Source organism: Papillibacter cinnamivorans DSM 12816 (assembly GCF_900176335.1).
Lineage (GTDB): Bacteria > Bacillota > Clostridia > Oscillospirales > Oscillospiraceae > Papillibacter > Papillibacter cinnamivorans.
Window position 1 is genome coordinate 1 of sequence record NZ_FWXW01000012.1, and the last position, 15,600, is coordinate 15,600.

Annotated in this window: 14 protein-coding genes; 6 read left to right on the forward strand and 8 right to left on the reverse strand. The window is 56.3% G+C overall.

Annotation, left to right across the window (positions count from 1 at the left end; translation table 11 throughout):
* Positions 1 to 48: 48 nt before the first annotated feature.
* Entirely contained in the window at positions 49 to 1,008 is a 960-nt protein-coding gene (locus tag B9A13_RS12915) for an IS30 family transposase (RefSeq protein WP_084235578.1), read from the forward strand.
* Between the two features lie 371 nt (positions 1,009 to 1,379).
* Here B9A13_RS12915 and B9A13_RS12925 read toward each other — a convergent pair whose 3' ends face one another.
* The 8 genes from B9A13_RS12925 to B9A13_RS12960 all read right to left on the reverse strand — a co-directional run bounded on the left by B9A13_RS12925 (position 1,380) and on the right by B9A13_RS12960 (position 8,637).
* Positions 1,380 to 1,943, reverse strand: a complete 564-nt coding sequence (locus B9A13_RS12925) for a 2-oxoacid:acceptor oxidoreductase family protein (protein WP_084235580.1) — start codon at positions 1,941 to 1,943, stop codon at positions 1,380 to 1,382.
* Positions 1,936 to 2,691, reverse strand: coding sequence for a thiamine pyrophosphate-dependent enzyme (locus B9A13_RS12930; RefSeq protein WP_084235581.1), 756 nt, complete (start codon positions 2,689 to 2,691; stop codon positions 1,936 to 1,938). Before B9A13_RS12930 ends, B9A13_RS12925 begins: the two co-directional genes overlap by 8 nt.
* The gene (locus B9A13_RS12935) at positions 2,688 to 3,752 is read right to left on the reverse strand and encodes a 3-methyl-2-oxobutanoate dehydrogenase subunit VorB (RefSeq protein WP_084235631.1); all 1,065 of its coding nucleotides are present in this window, start codon (positions 3,750 to 3,752) and stop codon (positions 2,688 to 2,690) included. The genes B9A13_RS12930 and B9A13_RS12935 overlap by 4 nt, the downstream gene beginning before the upstream one ends.
* Before the next feature lie 128 nt (positions 3,753 to 3,880).
* On the reverse strand, positions 3,881 to 4,096 hold the full coding sequence (locus B9A13_RS12940) for a 4Fe-4S dicluster domain-containing protein (RefSeq protein ID WP_084235582.1): 216 nt from the start codon (positions 4,094 to 4,096) through the stop codon (positions 3,881 to 3,883).
* Entirely contained in the window at positions 4,089 to 4,790 is a 702-nt protein-coding gene (locus tag B9A13_RS12945) for an ATP-binding protein (protein WP_143807027.1), read from the reverse strand. The genes B9A13_RS12940 and B9A13_RS12945 overlap by 8 nt, the downstream gene beginning before the upstream one ends.
* A 613-nt stretch (positions 4,791 to 5,403) precedes the next feature.
* Positions 5,404 to 5,895 (reverse strand): ECF transporter S component, encoded by a 492-nt coding sequence (locus tag B9A13_RS12950; protein WP_159448140.1) that lies wholly within the window; start codon positions 5,893 to 5,895, stop codon positions 5,404 to 5,406.
* A 187-nt stretch (positions 5,896 to 6,082) separates the two neighbouring features.
* Positions 6,083 to 7,888 carry a translation elongation factor 4 gene (gene lepA / locus B9A13_RS12955; protein WP_084235585.1) on the reverse strand — a complete coding sequence of 602 codons (1,806 nt, stop codon included), beginning with the start codon at positions 7,886 to 7,888 and terminating at the stop codon, positions 6,083 to 6,085.
* A gap of 47 nt (positions 7,889 to 7,935) precedes the next feature.
* Positions 7,936 to 8,637: a helix-turn-helix domain-containing protein gene (locus B9A13_RS12960; RefSeq protein WP_242942867.1), complete on the reverse strand. Its 702-nt coding sequence runs from the start codon at positions 8,635 to 8,637 to the stop codon at positions 7,936 to 7,938.
* A 334-nt stretch (positions 8,638 to 8,971) separates the two neighbouring features.
* Between B9A13_RS12960 and pta the strand changes: the two genes are divergently transcribed.
* From pta to B9A13_RS12985, 5 genes are all read left to right on the forward strand, one after another.
* Complete coding sequence (pta, locus tag B9A13_RS12965) at positions 8,972 to 9,943, forward strand: phosphate acetyltransferase (protein WP_084235632.1); 972 nt, start codon at positions 8,972 to 8,974, stop codon at positions 9,941 to 9,943.
* Positions 9,944 to 10,437: 494 nt separating this feature from the next.
* On the forward strand, positions 10,438 to 11,871 hold the full coding sequence (locus B9A13_RS12970; RefSeq protein WP_159448141.1) for a M23 family metallopeptidase: 1,434 nt from the start codon (positions 10,438 to 10,440) through the stop codon (positions 11,869 to 11,871).
* 201 nt (positions 11,872 to 12,072) lie between these two features.
* Positions 12,073 to 13,392: a S1C family serine protease gene (locus B9A13_RS12975; RefSeq protein WP_084235588.1), complete on the forward strand. Its 1,320-nt coding sequence runs from the start codon at positions 12,073 to 12,075 to the stop codon at positions 13,390 to 13,392.
* Between the two features lie 314 nt (positions 13,393 to 13,706).
* Positions 13,707 to 14,630: an MBL fold metallo-hydrolase gene (locus B9A13_RS12980; RefSeq protein ID WP_159448142.1), complete on the forward strand. Its 924-nt coding sequence runs from the start codon at positions 13,707 to 13,709 to the stop codon at positions 14,628 to 14,630.
* Entirely contained in the window at positions 14,627 to 15,517 is an 891-nt protein-coding gene (locus B9A13_RS12985) for an MBL fold metallo-hydrolase (RefSeq protein ID WP_084235590.1), read from the forward strand. The genes B9A13_RS12980 and B9A13_RS12985 overlap by 4 nt, the downstream gene beginning before the upstream one ends.
* Positions 15,518 to 15,600 lie beyond the last annotated feature (83 nt).

The following is a 15,600-nucleotide window of genomic DNA, read 5'->3' on the forward strand; positions in this document are numbered from 1 at the left end:
GGATACAGTAGGAGTTGAAAAGACCACTACTGAAAGGCGGCGACCCATATGAGCTACCACCATCTTACACCGGAAGAACGGAAAAAGCTATTTCGGATGTGGCGGAATAAAGAAAGTATCCGCCGTATGGCCGCGGCACTAAGGCGAAGTCCGGGCACGGTCAGCCGGGAACTGAAGCGAAACATCACATGGTACAGACATTCGCCGCTCTATCGGCCCGTCAATGCACAAAAGATGTATCAAGCCAGAAAGCATCGGCCAAGGGGCGGAAAATACCTGGATGCCCGGCTATACGGGTACGTACAGGAGAAATTGCTGTTGACCTGGTCCCCCGAACAGGTTTCCGGGAGAATCCGGCTGGACTACCCGGAGGACCCGGGAATGCGCGTATCCCACACGACGATCTACCGTTGGCTTCATAATAACCAACTGGCCCAGGCGGCTATGATCCATCTGCGGCATGAAGGACACCGCCACGGAGAACACCGGGGAAAATTTCTGGGGATCCGCACTCTACGGCAGCGGGGCCGGGAGATCTGGCGCAGGGAGCGGATAGGAGACTGGGAACTGGATACCATCGTATCCAGCAGCAGGGAGAGCCTGGCGGGGCTTCTTACCATGTGCGACCGAAAAAGCAGGTTCTGTATTTTGACCCTTCTGGAGCGATGCCGCAGTCATAACCACGTTTTTCGGGTATTGGCCAGCGTAATTGAATCTTTCCCCTGCCGGTCCTTTACCCCCGACCAGGGCGGAGAATTCCATTGTTATCCCAGAGTGGAGAAAGAACTGGGTCTGCCCATGTACTTCTGCAATCCCTCCAGCCCATGGCAGAAAGGAAGCGTGGAGAACTTAAACGGCCTGGTCCGTGAATTTTTCCCGAAAGGAACCAATTTTACAGACGTCTCCCCCCAGCAGGTTGCCCAGGCGATGTCTTTGCTCAACAATCGTCCCCGAAAAAGCCTCCATTGGCTTACTCCCGCCGAATCCTTCACTCCCCCTTCCCTTTGACACTGTTGCACTTCTATTGACAATCCGCCGCGCCGGGAAAAGTGGCCGAAAAAGGTGCGCCAAGAGGCCCCGGCCCCTTGGATTCTCACGGGAGGGCTCGGTGTCAGATGCGCCTCCGGAAAAACCCGGCCGCCGGCAGGATGAACCGCCCGGACAGTTCAAAAAAACAGGCACTCCATTCTAATCCCACGACCGGCTTTCTAAAAACCGGTCTCAGCGGCTCAGAAAGTCTTCTAAAACCTTCTGCCTGCGACGTCAAAAAAGAACTGTGCTTCGACAACTGCCCTGATAGAAAAATAGTATTCTAGAAACGACATGCGGACGGCCTTTCGATCCGGTTTTTTTGCTTTAAATGATCTGGATAGGAGCGCCTAAGCGCCGATTTCCCCGCAGTAGCCGCCTGTCACGTATTCCATTCCGCAGTCGAAGGCTCTTACGTTCGCGTCGATAAGCAGATGATCCTTTTTCCCGCCGATCACTTCCAGAGCTTTTATAAAAAGTTCCCTGTCCAGCGCGCCGGAGACTCCGGCATAGGCCCCCAGCATCACCATGTTCGCCGTTTTCGCGTTTCCCAGCTCCTGAGCCAGCTCGTTTACGGGGACGGGGACCACCCGGAAATCCTTTCTCCCGGAACGTTTGGTCACCAAAGACGAATTCACCAGGAACAAGCCGCCGGGTACAACCTGGCGCTCATATTTATCAAAGGACGGCAGGTTCATGACGATGGCGCAGTCGGGTGCTAAAATGACGGGGGAAGCGATGGGTCGGGAGGAAACGGTGACATGACAGTTTGCCGTACCGCCCCGCATTTCCGGCCCGTAGGAAGGCAGCCAGGTAACCTCCCGTTTCCGCAGAAGCCCCGCCTGAGCCAGAAGCATACCCGAGAGCATCACGCCCTGGCCCCCGAAGCCGGCGATAATCACCTTTTCAGTCATTTTTACTTCCTCCTTCCGGTGTTCGAAATTTTCCAAGGGAATAATAGGGGATCATGTTTTCCTCCAGCCAGTGGAGAGCTTCTGCCGGGGTCAGGCCCCAGTTGGTGGGGCAGGTGGACAGAACCTCCACAAAGGAAAAGCCCTCGCCCCGAATCTGGCATTCAAACGCCTCCCGGATTGCCCTTCCCGCCCGCCTCACATGGGCGGGATCGTGCAGGGATACCCGCTCCACAAATTTTGCTCCGTCCACCGTGGCCAGAAGCTCCGACACGCGAAGGGGTTTTCCGTGAAGTGCCTCCGTCCGGCCGAAGGGAGCCGTGGTGGCCTTCTGTCCCACGAGGGTGGTGGGGGCCATCTGGCCTCCCGTCATGCCGTAGATGGCGTTGTTCACGAATATGGTGGTGATCTTCTCTCCCCGGACGGCGGCGTGGACCACCTCGGCCGTACCGATGGCCGCCAGGTCCCCGTCGCCCTGGTAGGTGAAGACGGCTGCCTCCGGGTGCACGCGCTTGATACCTGTGGCCACGGCGGGAGCTCTTCCGTGGGCCGCCTCCTGCATGTCGCAGTTGAAATACTGATATGCGAAGACACTGCACCCCACGGGGGCCACGCCTATGGCGCTCCCCAGCACGTCCAGGTCCACCAGCGCCTCGGCGATCAGCTTATGGATGATTCCGTGGGTGCAGCCGGGGCAGTAGTGAAGCGCCGAATCGGTAAGCCCCGGGGATTTATCGTAAATCACCTTCATACCGGCCGCCTCCCCGCAATGACTTCAATCTCCCGGGCGATATCCCGGGGATCCGGAACAACGCCCCCGGTGCGTCCGTAGAAATGCACGGGCCACCGTCCGTTTGCGGCGATCTTCACGTCGTCGAGCATCTGGCCCATGCTCATTTCCACGCAGAGGACCCCCAAACAGTCCTTTCCGATCTTATCGAACTCCGCGTAAGGATACGGCCAGAGGGTGATGGGCCGGATGAGCCCCACGGGGATGCCCTTTGCCGTGCAGAGATCGACTGCCTCCCTCACGATTCTGGCGGTTGTCCCGTAGGCCGCCACCACCACCCGGGCACCTTCCAGTCCGATGCTTTCCACGCGGGTCTCTCTTTCTGTGATCTCTCTGTACTGTGCCGCCAGGAGCAGGTTGAGTTCCTCCAGCTCCGCGGGATTTAAGTACAGGGAGGTTATAATATTCGGTTTCCGTTTTCCCCCGGTTCCGACGGTGGCCCAGGGCTTTTCCACAGGAGGGCGGCGGTCTGCCTCCCGCAGCTCCACCGGTTCCATCATCTGTCCGATCATTCCGTCGCACAGCAGCATGACGGGGATCCGGTAGCGATCCGCCAAATCAAAGGATTCCTGCATCAGATCCACCGCTTCCTGAAGGGTGGAGGGCGCCTCAACGATGATTCTGTAGTCCCCGTTTCCTCCGCCGCGGGTGGCCTGAAAATAATCCGACTGGGCGGGCTGGATCCCTCCCAGGCCGGGTCCTCCACGCATGACGTTGACGATGACGCAGGGAAGCCGGGCGCCGGCCAGGTAAGAGATTCCCTCCTGCTTGAGGGCGATGCCGGGGCTGGAGGAGGAGGTCATGACTCTTCCGCCGGCGCCTGCGGCTCCATATACCATGTTGATGGCGGCGATCTCGCTCTCCGCCTGAACAAATACGCCCCCCACCTCCGGCAGATGCCTGGACATATATTCCGGCACTTCGTTTTGGGGGGTGATGGGATATCCGAAAAAGTACCGGCAGCCCGCGCGGATGGCGGCGCTCCCGATCGCTTCGTTTCCTTTCATCAGTACCTTGCCCATTTTTATGACCATTCCTTTCCCCTTAAGGTAAAGCACAAAGTGACCATGAAAAAGCAGGTCATCCGTTGTGCGGACAATTCAAATTTTACCGCCCGTACCAAGGCGGGGGGATCCGAACCTGGCCCGCCTCAATCCCTGGTTATCCGTATCGCGGAATCGGGGCACATGAGGGCGCAGTTTCCGCAGCCGACGCACGCTTCCGGGTGCAGCACCGCGGCGGGGGAATACCCCTTGGCGTTGAGAACGGACTCGTCGATGCCCAGAACGCCCTTCGGGCAGGCTTTTACGCACAGCCCGCAGCTTTTGCACCATTCCGAGCGGATTTCCACCGTATTTTTAGACATGGTTTTCGCCTCCCTGTGACCAAATATCCCGCAGCAGCCGCCTCATGACAAACACCCTGCCTTCCAAACCCTCCGGCTTTTGCCCCGCCAGGGTTTCAGAAATACAGGTGTACCGAACGGGAAGGCCGGTCGAACCGCTCACCTCGCGGCAGAGCCTGTTTCCGGCCAGAACATCCTCCCAGGTTGTCTCATCGCCCATGTGGGTGTTGCTGACGAGACCGCTCACCTTCAGCCTGCTGACCGCCTCGATTTCCTTCAGCAATCGGATCACCTGGTCCGCCGTCCCGGTCTCGGGCCGGTTTGCGTTTACGACCATCCACATTTCATATTGGTGGCCATCCAATTTTTCGTGAAGCCGCCCCAGCACCCTGGCCCCCGCAGGGTCTCCCCCCACGTCCGCGAGGCGTTCCCCGAAGGTTTCGTCAAACAGGGCGAAGATTCTGGGCGATAGAGCGGGAATATCCGCCCAAACGCCGTTTTCCAGGCTGCTGCCCACCACGGTGACGCCCCGTTCCTCCAGAAATTCCGATTTGTTCCGGGACCGGTAAAAAGGATTGACGATATCCAGGTCGGCCAGGAGGACCCGTTTTCCCTCGGAAGCCTTCTCCAGAGCGTAGTTGAGAGCAAACTCGGTCTTTCCGCTGCCGTAGTGCCCTACGATCAGCTTCATGCCGCCCTTCTCATTCCGTTCCATCGTGGCCATCCTTTCCCCCGGCGGGAACCCGGACGGCGGGGCATCGCGCTTATCCGGGCTTGTGCAATTTACGGCACTCATTCTTTCATATTATCATTGTATTTGTGCATTCCGTAGTTTCACAACATCCAATTCCATTTTGATTGTCATCCAATCATACGCATCAGGCCATCCATTGAAACCCTTTGGGTTGCCCATTTATCCGTCAAGCGCTTTGATTTTTGAGGGTTTAGAGGCGATTTCATCCCCAAGATCGTTGCCGGGACAGAAAAAGCAGGGACCGTCTCAGGATCTCGGTTGCATCTTGGGGCGGCCCTGTTGTTCATTTTTAGGTTTTTAAATTTATATAAGCGCGCATGCGGGCGCTTTTTTTTTCGCTGAGCATTTCCGCAGGGTTTGGAGAGCTCGCGGAGAACGCCCTGTTCCCACGCAAATCTGAAGATCCAATAAAAAAAGCAGTCTCAAACATTCATACCGTTTGAGACTGCCCTTTATCCGAGCAACCGCGATAGTCGCCCGCCGGCGCCCGGAAAAACCCGCCTGTACGTTCGGGGCGCCGGTGTGCGCCCGCTGTGAATCTTTCCTCCGGCATCAAAGCCGGAAGATCGCTGTATTATAAAGAGATTCCCTTTTCCAGCCGCCGTACGGCCGGCAGAAGCACCGCCGCGGCCGCTGCGCCGGCGAACCATTGGATCAGGTTGAAGGGAAGGGACACGGCGGCGTAGGCCGTTCCGAAAAAAAAGATTTCAAACAGTCCGTATCCGGCCGTCATAATGGCGCCGCCCACAAAGCCGGAGAGAATATAGCCTCTTGCGGTTTTTTTCCGGGAGACCGCCCCGCAGGCCAGAGCCATGAGTCCCTTTATAAAGAAGGTGGGGACGGCGTAGACCGCGGAGCCCACGGCGATATCCGCAAGGCAGCTGCCCACCGCCGCCGAGGCAGCCGCGGCGGGTCCTCCCAGAAGGAAGGCCGTCATGGTGATGACCACGTCGCCGAAATTGAGATAGGCTCCCGAGGTTCCCGGGACCGGAAGTTTCACGATCCAGGTTACGAGAAACACGATCGCCGCGGCAATGGCCGAGTAAGTGATTTTCCTTGTGCGCATGAAAATCCATCTCCGATTAAGCATTCCTGCTAGTATATGCTGTTTCGGATTACGATAACACGAAACGGCACTGGGCGCAAGGCATTTCCGCACAATCGGCGGAATCCGGCCAAAAATCGGCAAAACACCGGACCGGCGGCAGCCGGTCCGGTGCTGTTGATGCATAATAATGAAAAGAACGGTGTTTCTATTCGTCCAGTTTTAAAACCGCCATGAACGCCTCCTGGGGGACCGAGACCGAGCCCAGGTTCCGCATGCGTTTTTTTCCTTCCTTCTGCTTCTCCAGGAGCTTTTTCTTTCGGGTGATGTCGCCCCCGTAGCACTTGGCCAGCACGTCCTTGCGCACCGCCTTGATGGTCTCCCTGGCGATGACCTTGGAACCGATGGCCGCCTGCACGGGCACCTCGAAGAGCTGCCGCGGGATGTTCTCCTTCAGCTTTTCCGCGATTCGCCTCCCGCGGGCGTAAGCTTTGTCCGCGTGCACGATGAAGGACAGGGCGTCCACAGGTTCTCCGTTTAAAAGGATGTCCAGCTTCACAAGGTCCGACTGCCGGTATCCCGAAAGCTCGTAGTCCAGCGACGCATACCCCCGTGTCCGGGATTTGAGGGCGTCGAAGAAATCATAGATGATCTCCCCCAGGGGAAGCTGATAGTGCAGCTCCACCCGGTCGGTGTCCAGGTATTTCATGTCCTTGTATTCCCCCCGCCGTTCCTGGCAGAGGTCCATGATGTTCCCCACGTATTCCGGCGGCGTGATGATGGCGGCCTTCACAAACGGCTCCTCCATATACTCAATCTCCCCGGGATTCGGAAAATTCAGCGGATTGTCGATCACCAGCATTTCCCCATTGGTCTTTTTCACGCGGTAGATGACGCTGGGCGCCGTGGTGATGAGGTCCAGGTTGTATTCCCGTTCCAGCCGCTCCTGGATGATCTCCATATGCAGCAGCCCCAGAAAACCGCAGCGGAAGCCGAAGCCCAGGGCGATGGAACTCTCCGGTTCATAGACCAGAGACGCGTCGTTGAGTTGGAGCTTCTCCAGTGCGTCCCTGAGGTCGGGATATCGGGCGCTGTCCGCCGGATACAGTCCCGAAAAGACCATGGGCTGAACCTTCCGGTATCCGGCCAGGGGAGCCGAGGCGGGACGCTCCGCGCCGGTCACCGTGTCTCCCACCCGGGTATCCTTCACATTCTTGATGCTGGCGGTGAAATAGCCCACCTCGCCGGCGCTCAGGCTCTCGCAGGGGACCATCCCCTTGGGATGGAGATACCCTGTCTCCACCACGTCGTACTCCGCGCCGGAGGCCATCATCCGGATGTTCATATGGGGGCGCAGTTCTCCGTCCATCACCCGGACGAAGACGATGACTCCCCGGTAGCTGTCGTACTGGCTGTCGAAAATAAGCGCCCGCAGCGGCGCTTTGGAGTCCCCCTTTGGCGCCGGAACGCCGGCCACAATGAGCTCCAGCACGGCCTCGATCCCGATTCCCATCTTGGCCGACACCTCGGGCGCGTCCATGGCGGGGATGCCGATGACGTTCTCGATTTCATGTTTTACCTTCCGGGGATTGGCGCTGGGCAGATCGATCTTGTTGATGACCGGCAGAACCTCCAGGTTGTGATCCAGCGCGAGATAAGTGTTGGCAAGGGTCTGTGCCTCAATCCCCTGGGCGGCGTCCACCACCAGAATCGCTCCCTCGCACGCTGCCAGGGAGCGGGATACTTCGTAATTGAAATCCACATGACCCGGGGTGTCGATGAGGTTAAGGACATAGGTTTCTCCGTCCCCGGCGGTGTAACCCAGCCGGACGGCCCGGGCTTTGATGGTAATGCCCCGTTCCCGTTCCAGCTCCATGTTGTCCAGGATCTGATTCTCCATCTCCCGGGCGGCCACAGCGTTGCAGCGCTCCAGCAGACGGTCGGCCAGGGTGGACTTGCCGTGGTCGATATGGGCGATAATGGAAAAATTTCGGATTTTATTCTGGTCTGTCAATGTGACGCACCTCATGGCAGAATGGTTTCGGATTTTGCTGTTTTCGGCTATTTATCGATTGCCTTTGCAACGCGCTCATCGGTGGAGTGGAGAACCTGTAAAAGAGACTGGAACATGACGGGATGGCTGCGGGCCAGGGCGTCGTTGCTCACCGGAGGGATCTCGCCGACGCCGCTCTCGCCCCGGGCGGAACGGGCCAGCAGCTGGATAAAGCGGGCTTCCGACATAAGCATGTCCCCGTCGGCGGCGCTGCTGCTGACGGTGTCGGATACGATGGAGAAGTACCCCTCGGGGCGGTTGCCTCCCGCCCGGTAGATGTCCCGGAACAGCTTATAGATTGCCGTTTCCAGAAACGCGGACGCCTCCAGGATGGCTTCCCGGTTACCGGTGGAGGAAAGCAGGTCAAAAATGACGCAGGTCGAGTTGACCAGAAGCTTTTTATTTAATGTGGCAAGAATGCTTCCGTGGAGCACATTATCCTTTTCGGTGCTGTAATCATACAGCTCCTCGGCGGCAATGGTGGTTCCGTCCCGGGACAGGGTCCGCCCCAGAAGATAATCGGAAGATACGCCGTAATAGTCGCAGGCTTTGAGCACAAAAGCAAGGCCCGGCTCCCGAATCCCGTTTTCATAATGTGACAACAGCGCCTGAGAGATTTCCAGATCCCCGGCTGCCGCCCGCTGGCTGATCCCCCTCTCCTGCCTGAGAAGAGAGAGTGTTCTTGAGAAACTGGTATTCAAGTGCCTCACCTCGAATTGAAAAATCGCAGCTTCTGAACAAGAAGAAAGATATAACGCTGAGTATAGTATATTCGATCGTGTATAGCCTGTAAATAGAATTTGAGACTTCCGCAAGAAATTTTGACGCAATAGTGGCATTATAAAAGGTATCGGCGGAAGGAAGTGAGGGGAATCTCTACCGCGTGATTTGCTCCTTCCGCGGCCGGAAATTGCGGTAAACAAACCGATCCGGGGCTGATTATATCAAAAAATACAAGATTTCATGCAATATGACTTGCGCCGAAATCGGACCGGTTGTATAATCGGTATGGTAAAAAAATTCAGGAAAACGGAGGGAAATTCCATGTTTGACGAAATGGTCGCGCTGCTGAAGGCCAATAAGAGAAGGCTTGTGTTTACCGAAGGTCCGGATCCCCGGATTCTGGAGGCTGCCAGCCGTCTGTATAAAGAAGGAATTCTGGAACCGGTTCTCTTGGGAAACCCCGATGAGGTGAAAAAGGCCTCTAAGGCTTGCGGCTGGCCCGTAGACGGCATTGAGATCATCGATCCTCTGAACTATTCGGGTATTGACAAGATGATTTCCAAGATGGTGGAGCTCCGGAACGGAAAAATGGATGCCGCCGCCTGCCGCGAGGCGCTTTCCAAATCCAACTATTTCGGGACCCTGCTGGTTCAGATGGGCTATGTGGACGGCCTGCTGGGCGGCGCCACTTATTCCACCGCCGACACCGTGCGGCCGGCCCTTCAGCTGGTAAAAACAAAGCCCGGCAACAAGATCGTCTCCAGCTGCTTCATTATGATCCGCCCCACTGACAAGGGCGACGAGCGGTACGCCATGGCCGACTGCGCCATCAACATCGATCCCACGGAGGACGAACTGGTGGAAATCGCCGTGGAGACCGCCAGAACCGCAAGGGTGTTTGCCATCGATCCCAAAGTGGCCATGCTCTCATACAGCACCATGGGCTCCGGCAAGGGAGACTCGGTCACCAAGGTGCATAACGCCGCGGAAAAGCTCAAGGCCATGCATCTGGATTTCCCGGTGGACGGCGAGCTGCAGTTCGACGCCGCCTTTTCTCCCACCGTAGCCAAGACGAAGGCGCCCTCTTCTCCTGTTGCCGGTCATGCCAATACCTTTGTCTTCCCGGACATCGACGCCGGAAACATCGGATATAAGATCGCCCAGAGACTTGGCGGCTTCGAGGCCATCGGCCCGATTCTTCAGGGACTCAACGCCCCCATCAACGATCTTTCCAGGGGCTGCAATGCCGAAGAAGTCTATAAAATGGCCATCGTGACGGCCGCTTTGAAGTAAGAGTATACCATCCTGCCGGCCCTTTGATTTGGCAATATCACGAAAAAACGGTCTTTTCCGCGGAGGAAGGACCGTTTTTTTTCGGGTTTTGACCCGGCGGACAGACGCTCCAGTTTTTCGTCCGCATGCCGCAGGCATTCCGCAGCCGGCTTCCGAAGAAAACTGCCAACTTCTTGTATTCAGAAAATTCGGCGGAATGACGAAAGTATTTTGGACAGTTTGCAGTTGACTTAACCGGAGAGCAGGTGTATCATAATCCTGTTACAATTTGTAATTATTTTTTTATGATCTGTAAATAATGTGATACAAATGAGCAAACATCTCTAATACGCCGGCGGGAATCACCGCCGGCAAAAGATTGGGGGATGTGTATGGACGAAGTACTGCGCGCGCCGCGCCGCGGGACGGTTTCTGTAACGCTACCGGGTTTTGCGCCGGATGTGGGAAAAGAAAAAGCGCAACTCAGACAAAGTCTGAGAAGGATGCAGCTGTTTTTGGCTAGCCTTTGGATACTGGCCCTGGATCTCCTGCAGGTGGAGGCCATCCGGACAGGGCGCCGAATCAGTCACCGGTATCACGCGGCGGCGGCTGTCATGGTACAATATAAACCCAGCCGCCTAAACTATCTGCTGATTGTTTCCGCCGTCGGATCGGTTCTTGTACTGTCCGTCTTGTTCCAGGTAAGCCTGGAGGTCAAGCTGGACGGTGTTCCCATAGGAGCCGTGAGCAGCCAGTCGGACTTTGTAACGGTTTTGGACGATGTGGAGGCTCAGGCGACGGAGATTCTGGGGTATAACTACTACTTTTCTCCTGCGGTGAGCTATGAATTTACTCTGACTCCCCGGGGAGACGTGCTCAGCGCCCAGGAACTCAAGAGCCTTCTGTTCGATCGTGTGGGCGAAGTGATGAAGGCCTATGTGATAACGGTGGACGGGAAAGCGGTAGGAGCCTCCCAGTCCAGGGATACCCTGAATGCGCTGCTCAATGAGATGATGGACCAATACCGTACCGCTGATACCATCTCCGCGAATTTTGTGCAGAGCATCAGCATCGGATATGATTACGCCGCGTCCGATATAGCCCAGGATCCGGATGCCATCCGCGACGTTCTGGACAGTAACGAGGTCGGGCAGGTCACCTATACCGTACAGGCCGGCGATACCCTGTCCGGAATTGCATACAACCACAATATGAGCCTGTCGCAGCTGGATGCCATAAACCCCGGCATTGAACCGGAAAAGCTCCAGATTGGTGCGGAACTGGTTGTGAGCCAGGCGATCCCCACCATCTCGGTAAAGACCGTCGATCAGGTGACCTATACGGAAGCAGTGCCCTTTGAAGTGGAAAAAGTGGAGGACTCCTCCCTGTATGTGGGCGATTCCAAGATAATCACCAAAGGTGTGGAGGGACAAGCCCAGGTGACGGCAAATGTCACCATGATCAACGGCACGGAACAGTCCCGTGACATTCTCTCCTCCAAGACTCTTGCCGAGCCCCAGACACAGGTGGTTGCCGTGGGAACAAAAGCAAGACCCAAGACGGCGCCGACAGGGAACTTCCGCTGGCCTACCAGCGGGACGCTCACTTCGAAGTTCGGATATCGGACGGTTCTTGGGGTATACCGGTTCCATGAGGGCGTCGATATAGCAAATTCCACCGGAACATCCATTTACGCTTCCGACGGCGGAACCGTGACCTTTGCCGGCTGGAGAGGGGACTACGGATATCTGGTAATCATCAGCCATGGAAACGGTGTGGAGACCCGGTACGGCCACTGCAGCAAGCTTCTGGTTTCGGTGGGAGACAAGGTGTATCAGGGCCAGAAGATCGCCAAAATGGGAAGCACCGGAAGGAGTACCGGAAGCCACTGCCACTTTGAGATACGCATCAATGGGACCCCCGTAAACCCGCTGTCCTATCTGAGCTGACAGGAAATTGTTATAAGGATTTAAACCGTGCGGAGCTGCAGGCTCCGCGCGGTTTTTATGTGCGGGGACTAAAGTCCGCCGGCGGAGAACCGGAAAATAAAATGTTAAAATATAATTTGAAAATACTTCACATTATATACATAATTCAAGGTTAAGATAAAGAAAACCTAGGAAAAAATCCTATCGGATGGAGGAAGAATTATGCAGTACAATTATAACGGTGACAATCTGTATGAGAATAAATGGATCTCCGAATTTTCCGAACAGTCCGGACAGGCCGATCAGCCAAGCGGGAACGAACCTGTGTCCTCCGGAAAGAAAAAGCGGAAAGGACCCGTCAAACTGATTGCCCTTTGCCTGGTCTGTATCCTGCTGGGCGGCGCCGGCGGAGGAATCGGGGTCACGCTGGCCCGCGGCGGGAACGTTACGGAGATTGTGAAGAGCTCCCGGGAGGTCACCCAGGTGGATACCGAATCGGTGACAGCCGGGCAGGAGCTCACCGACGCTCAGATCTATGCCAAATATGCAGGCTCCACCGTGGGCATTTCTACGGAAAGCAGCGCTACCAACGTCTTTGGGCAGACGACGTCCATCGCCTCTTCGGGCAGCGGCTTCATCATCACCGCGGACGGATATATCGTCACCAACCACCACGTGATCGAGGACGCCACCTCCGTAACGGTCACCCTGTATGACGGCAGCAGCTACAAAGCTACGGTAGTGGGATATGATTCGGACGCGGATATCGCGGTTCTGAAAGTGGATGCAACCGGCCTTACGCCGGTGGTCATTGGAAACTCCGACACCCTCAGCGTGGGCGAGTCCGTGGCGGCCATCGGCAACCCTCTGGGCGAGCTGACCTATACCATGACGGCGGGTATCGTCAGCGCCCTTGATAGGGAAATCAACATAGACGGTACCCCCTATGACATGCTGCAGATCGACGCCGCCGTCAACCCCGGCAACTCCGGCGGGCCTCTGTTTAACAGTTATGGCGAGGTTGTGGGCATTGTTTCCGCCAAATATTCCGATACCGATATTGAGGGAATCGGCTTTGCAATCCCCATCAACGACGTTGTCTCTCTGGTTACCGAGATCATGGAAAACGGATATGTGACCGGCAAGCCGACCATGGGCATCACCGCCACGACCATGAGCGCGGATACGGCCAAGCAGTACAATATGGTGGAAGGCGCCTATGTCTACACGGTGGAAAGCGGAAGCTGTGCGGAAAAAGCGGGGCTTAAGTCCGGGGATATCATCACCGCCATGGACGATACGCAGATTACCTCCCTCTCCGACCTGATTTCAGCAAAGAAAGCGCACAAGGCGGGGGATACCGTGACGCTGACGGTTTACCGCGGCGGTTCCAGCCTGCAGCTTCAGCTGACCTTCGACGAGGAAAAACCTGAGACGTCCACCAGCAGCTCAACTACCTCCGGCAGCTCCGGCTACGGGAGCCGGAGCGGAGGCATCTGGGGTTCCTCGATCCCCTACGGCAACTCCGGCGACGCGGCGTAATCCCGGTTAAGGGTAGCGAAAGATAAGTCACAAATGATGAACCGGCGGAATGGAAAGAATCCCGCCTGAAATGAACCGGGGCGGGCATGAATGCCCGCCCCGGTTCATTCATTTTTGCATAAAAACATACACGGTTCATCTGATGCGACCTTGGACAGAGGAAAAAATCGCTTCCTCCCCGGCGGACGGAGGCGGAAATAGAAGGAAGAAGGGGAAAGCGCTTTGAATTTCCCGGGAAATGTATTATAATGTCTATTGACTTATGCGGAGCGTCCGGCCGCCGGTCATACAACAGACAGAAAGTGAAGAAACCGATGGATTTGCATCAGATTAAGGGAAACACCTATTGGATTGACGCCACAGAAACCATCCCCTGCTTTTTACCGGGGAAAGGGGAAATCATCCTGCTGGACTCCGGCTGGGGAAGCCTGGACCGGAAGGGACTGTCGGAGCTGCTCCGCCGTTTGGACCGCCGGGTTGTCGGCATCATGAACACGCATGCCCACATCGACCACAACGGAAACAACGTTTATTTCAAGGAAAAGGACGGCGCCGTCATCGCAATGCCCCTCACGGAGGCGGCCCTCACTTCCTCGCCTCTGATGCTGAAGGCATATTATTACATGCTCTCTCCGCGGCAGGTCCCCCCGGAGCTGGGAGATATGGTGGGGCCCACGGACATACTGATCAAAGAAGGGGACACCGTTCAGGAGCTTTGCGGAGTGCCCTTTGAGGTGCTGCAGCTTCCGGGGCATTCTCCCGGTCATATCGGCATAGCGACTCCCGACAACGTTCTGTATCTCGGCGACGCCCTGATCGGCGAAAAAGAAGTGCAAAATGCCAGACTCCCCGTTTTCTTTTCCCACGAGGCGGATCTGGAAAGCAAGAAAAAGCTGTATTCCGTGTCCTATGAGAAGTATGCTCTGGCCCACAGCGGAGTTTATGACGACATCAGAGAACTTCTGGATCTGAATCTGACCATGATGGAGGATCGTACGCGGGAGATCCGGGATCTGGTGACCGGGCCCATGTCCGCGGAAGAGATCATCGCGGCGGTTGGCGCCGCCTTGAAGATGAATATCTGGCGGCCCATGCGGGCCCAGCTCCTGGAGCGGGATGTGCGTTCCTTCCTCAATTACCTTTTGGACCGGGGGGATCTGACGCTGAGTATAGACAGAGGTATCCTGAAATACAGTAAAGCGGGCGGTGAGCCCGGAAAGCAGGGAAATACGCAATGAAAATTACCCATGTCAGAGGAAACACATATTACATTGAGGCCACACAGTCCATTCCCTTCTACAGACTGGATGGCAGTGATATCATTCTTCTGGACTCCGGCTACAAGACCCTGGACAGGGAAGGCCTCGTGGCTCTTTTTGAGGAAAACGGGTTCCGCGTCAAAGGGATCGTCGGAAGTCATATTCATATTGACCATGGGGGGAATCATACATTCTTTCAGGAGCGGGACGGCACCGTCATCGCACTTCCCATGGTGGAGGCTGCCATAGCCGTGTCCCCCCTGACTCTGAAATGCTGTTATTACACCTGGTCCACAAAGCAGATCGTAAAATCCTTCGACTCTTTGATCGTCCGGCCCGATATCGTTTTTCCCCAGGAAGACGGGCTTGTCACGGTTTGCGGCGTGCCTTTCGGGATATATGATCTGCCGGGTCATTCCCCGGGGCACGTGGGGATTTCCACACCCGACAACGTGCTGTATGTTGCGGATGCCGTCATTGGAGAGGCGCTGCTGGAAACGGCCAAGCTGCCCACGGCGTACTGCTATACCTACTATCTGAAGAGCATGCTCCGCCTGTGCGATCTGAAGTTTGACGCCTATCTTCTGGCGCACCAGGGTACGTATGAGCAGATCGCTCCTTTGGTAAAAATGAATGAGGATAATCTGGAAGGAAAGGCGCAGAAGGTCCTGGAACTGCTGACCCGGCCCATGGGCATGGATGAGATTATCAAGACCACCTGGGAAGCCTTCGGTATGCGCAGCAATCGTCTTTTCAGGGCGGCCATCTACGAGAGGAACCTTCGCTCCTTTGTGGAATACCTGCTGGACCGGGGCGATCTGGTCTTCACCCTGGACTCCGGCGTTCGGAAATACTCTAGGGTGTAGCGGGCAAAAAATCAGCTGAAAGGAAGGTGCGCCCATTGCCGGAAATCAAATGCGAAAGCTGCGGGAAACAATATAATTTTCCT

Excerpts from the sequence above, each read along its gene's own strand:
- B9A13_RS12945 (WP_143807027.1), bottom strand. The coding sequence starts at position 4,790 with ATGGAACGGAATGAGAAGGGCGGCATGAAGCTGATCGTAGGGCACTAC.
- pta (WP_084235632.1), top strand. The coding sequence starts at position 8,972 with ATGTTTGACGAAATGGTCGCGCTGCTGAAGGCCAATAAGAGAAGGCTT.
- B9A13_RS12935 (WP_084235631.1), bottom strand. The coding sequence starts at position 3,752 with ATGGGCAAGGTACTGATGAAAGGAAACGAAGCGATCGGGAGCGCCGCC.
- B9A13_RS12950 (WP_159448140.1), bottom strand. The coding sequence starts at position 5,895 with ATGCGCACAAGGAAAATCACTTACTCGGCCATTGCCGCGGCGATCGTG.
- B9A13_RS12985 (WP_084235590.1), top strand. The coding sequence starts at position 14,627 with ATGAAAATTACCCATGTCAGAGGAAACACATATTACATTGAGGCCACA.
- B9A13_RS12925 (WP_084235580.1), bottom strand. The coding sequence starts at position 1,943 with ATGACTGAAAAGGTGATTATCGCCGGCTTCGGGGGCCAGGGCGTGATG.
- B9A13_RS12975 (WP_084235588.1), top strand. The coding sequence starts at position 12,073 with ATGCAGTACAATTATAACGGTGACAATCTGTATGAGAATAAATGGATC.
- B9A13_RS12980 (WP_159448142.1), top strand. The coding sequence starts at position 13,707 with ATGGATTTGCATCAGATTAAGGGAAACACCTATTGGATTGACGCCACA.
- B9A13_RS12930 (WP_084235581.1), bottom strand. The coding sequence starts at position 2,691 with ATGAAGGTGATTTACGATAAATCCCCGGGGCTTACCGATTCGGCGCTT.
- B9A13_RS12915 (WP_084235578.1), top strand. The coding sequence starts at position 49 with ATGAGCTACCACCATCTTACACCGGAAGAACGGAAAAAGCTATTTCGG.
- B9A13_RS12940 (WP_084235582.1), bottom strand. The coding sequence starts at position 4,096 with ATGTCTAAAAATACGGTGGAAATCCGCTCGGAATGGTGCAAAAGCTGC.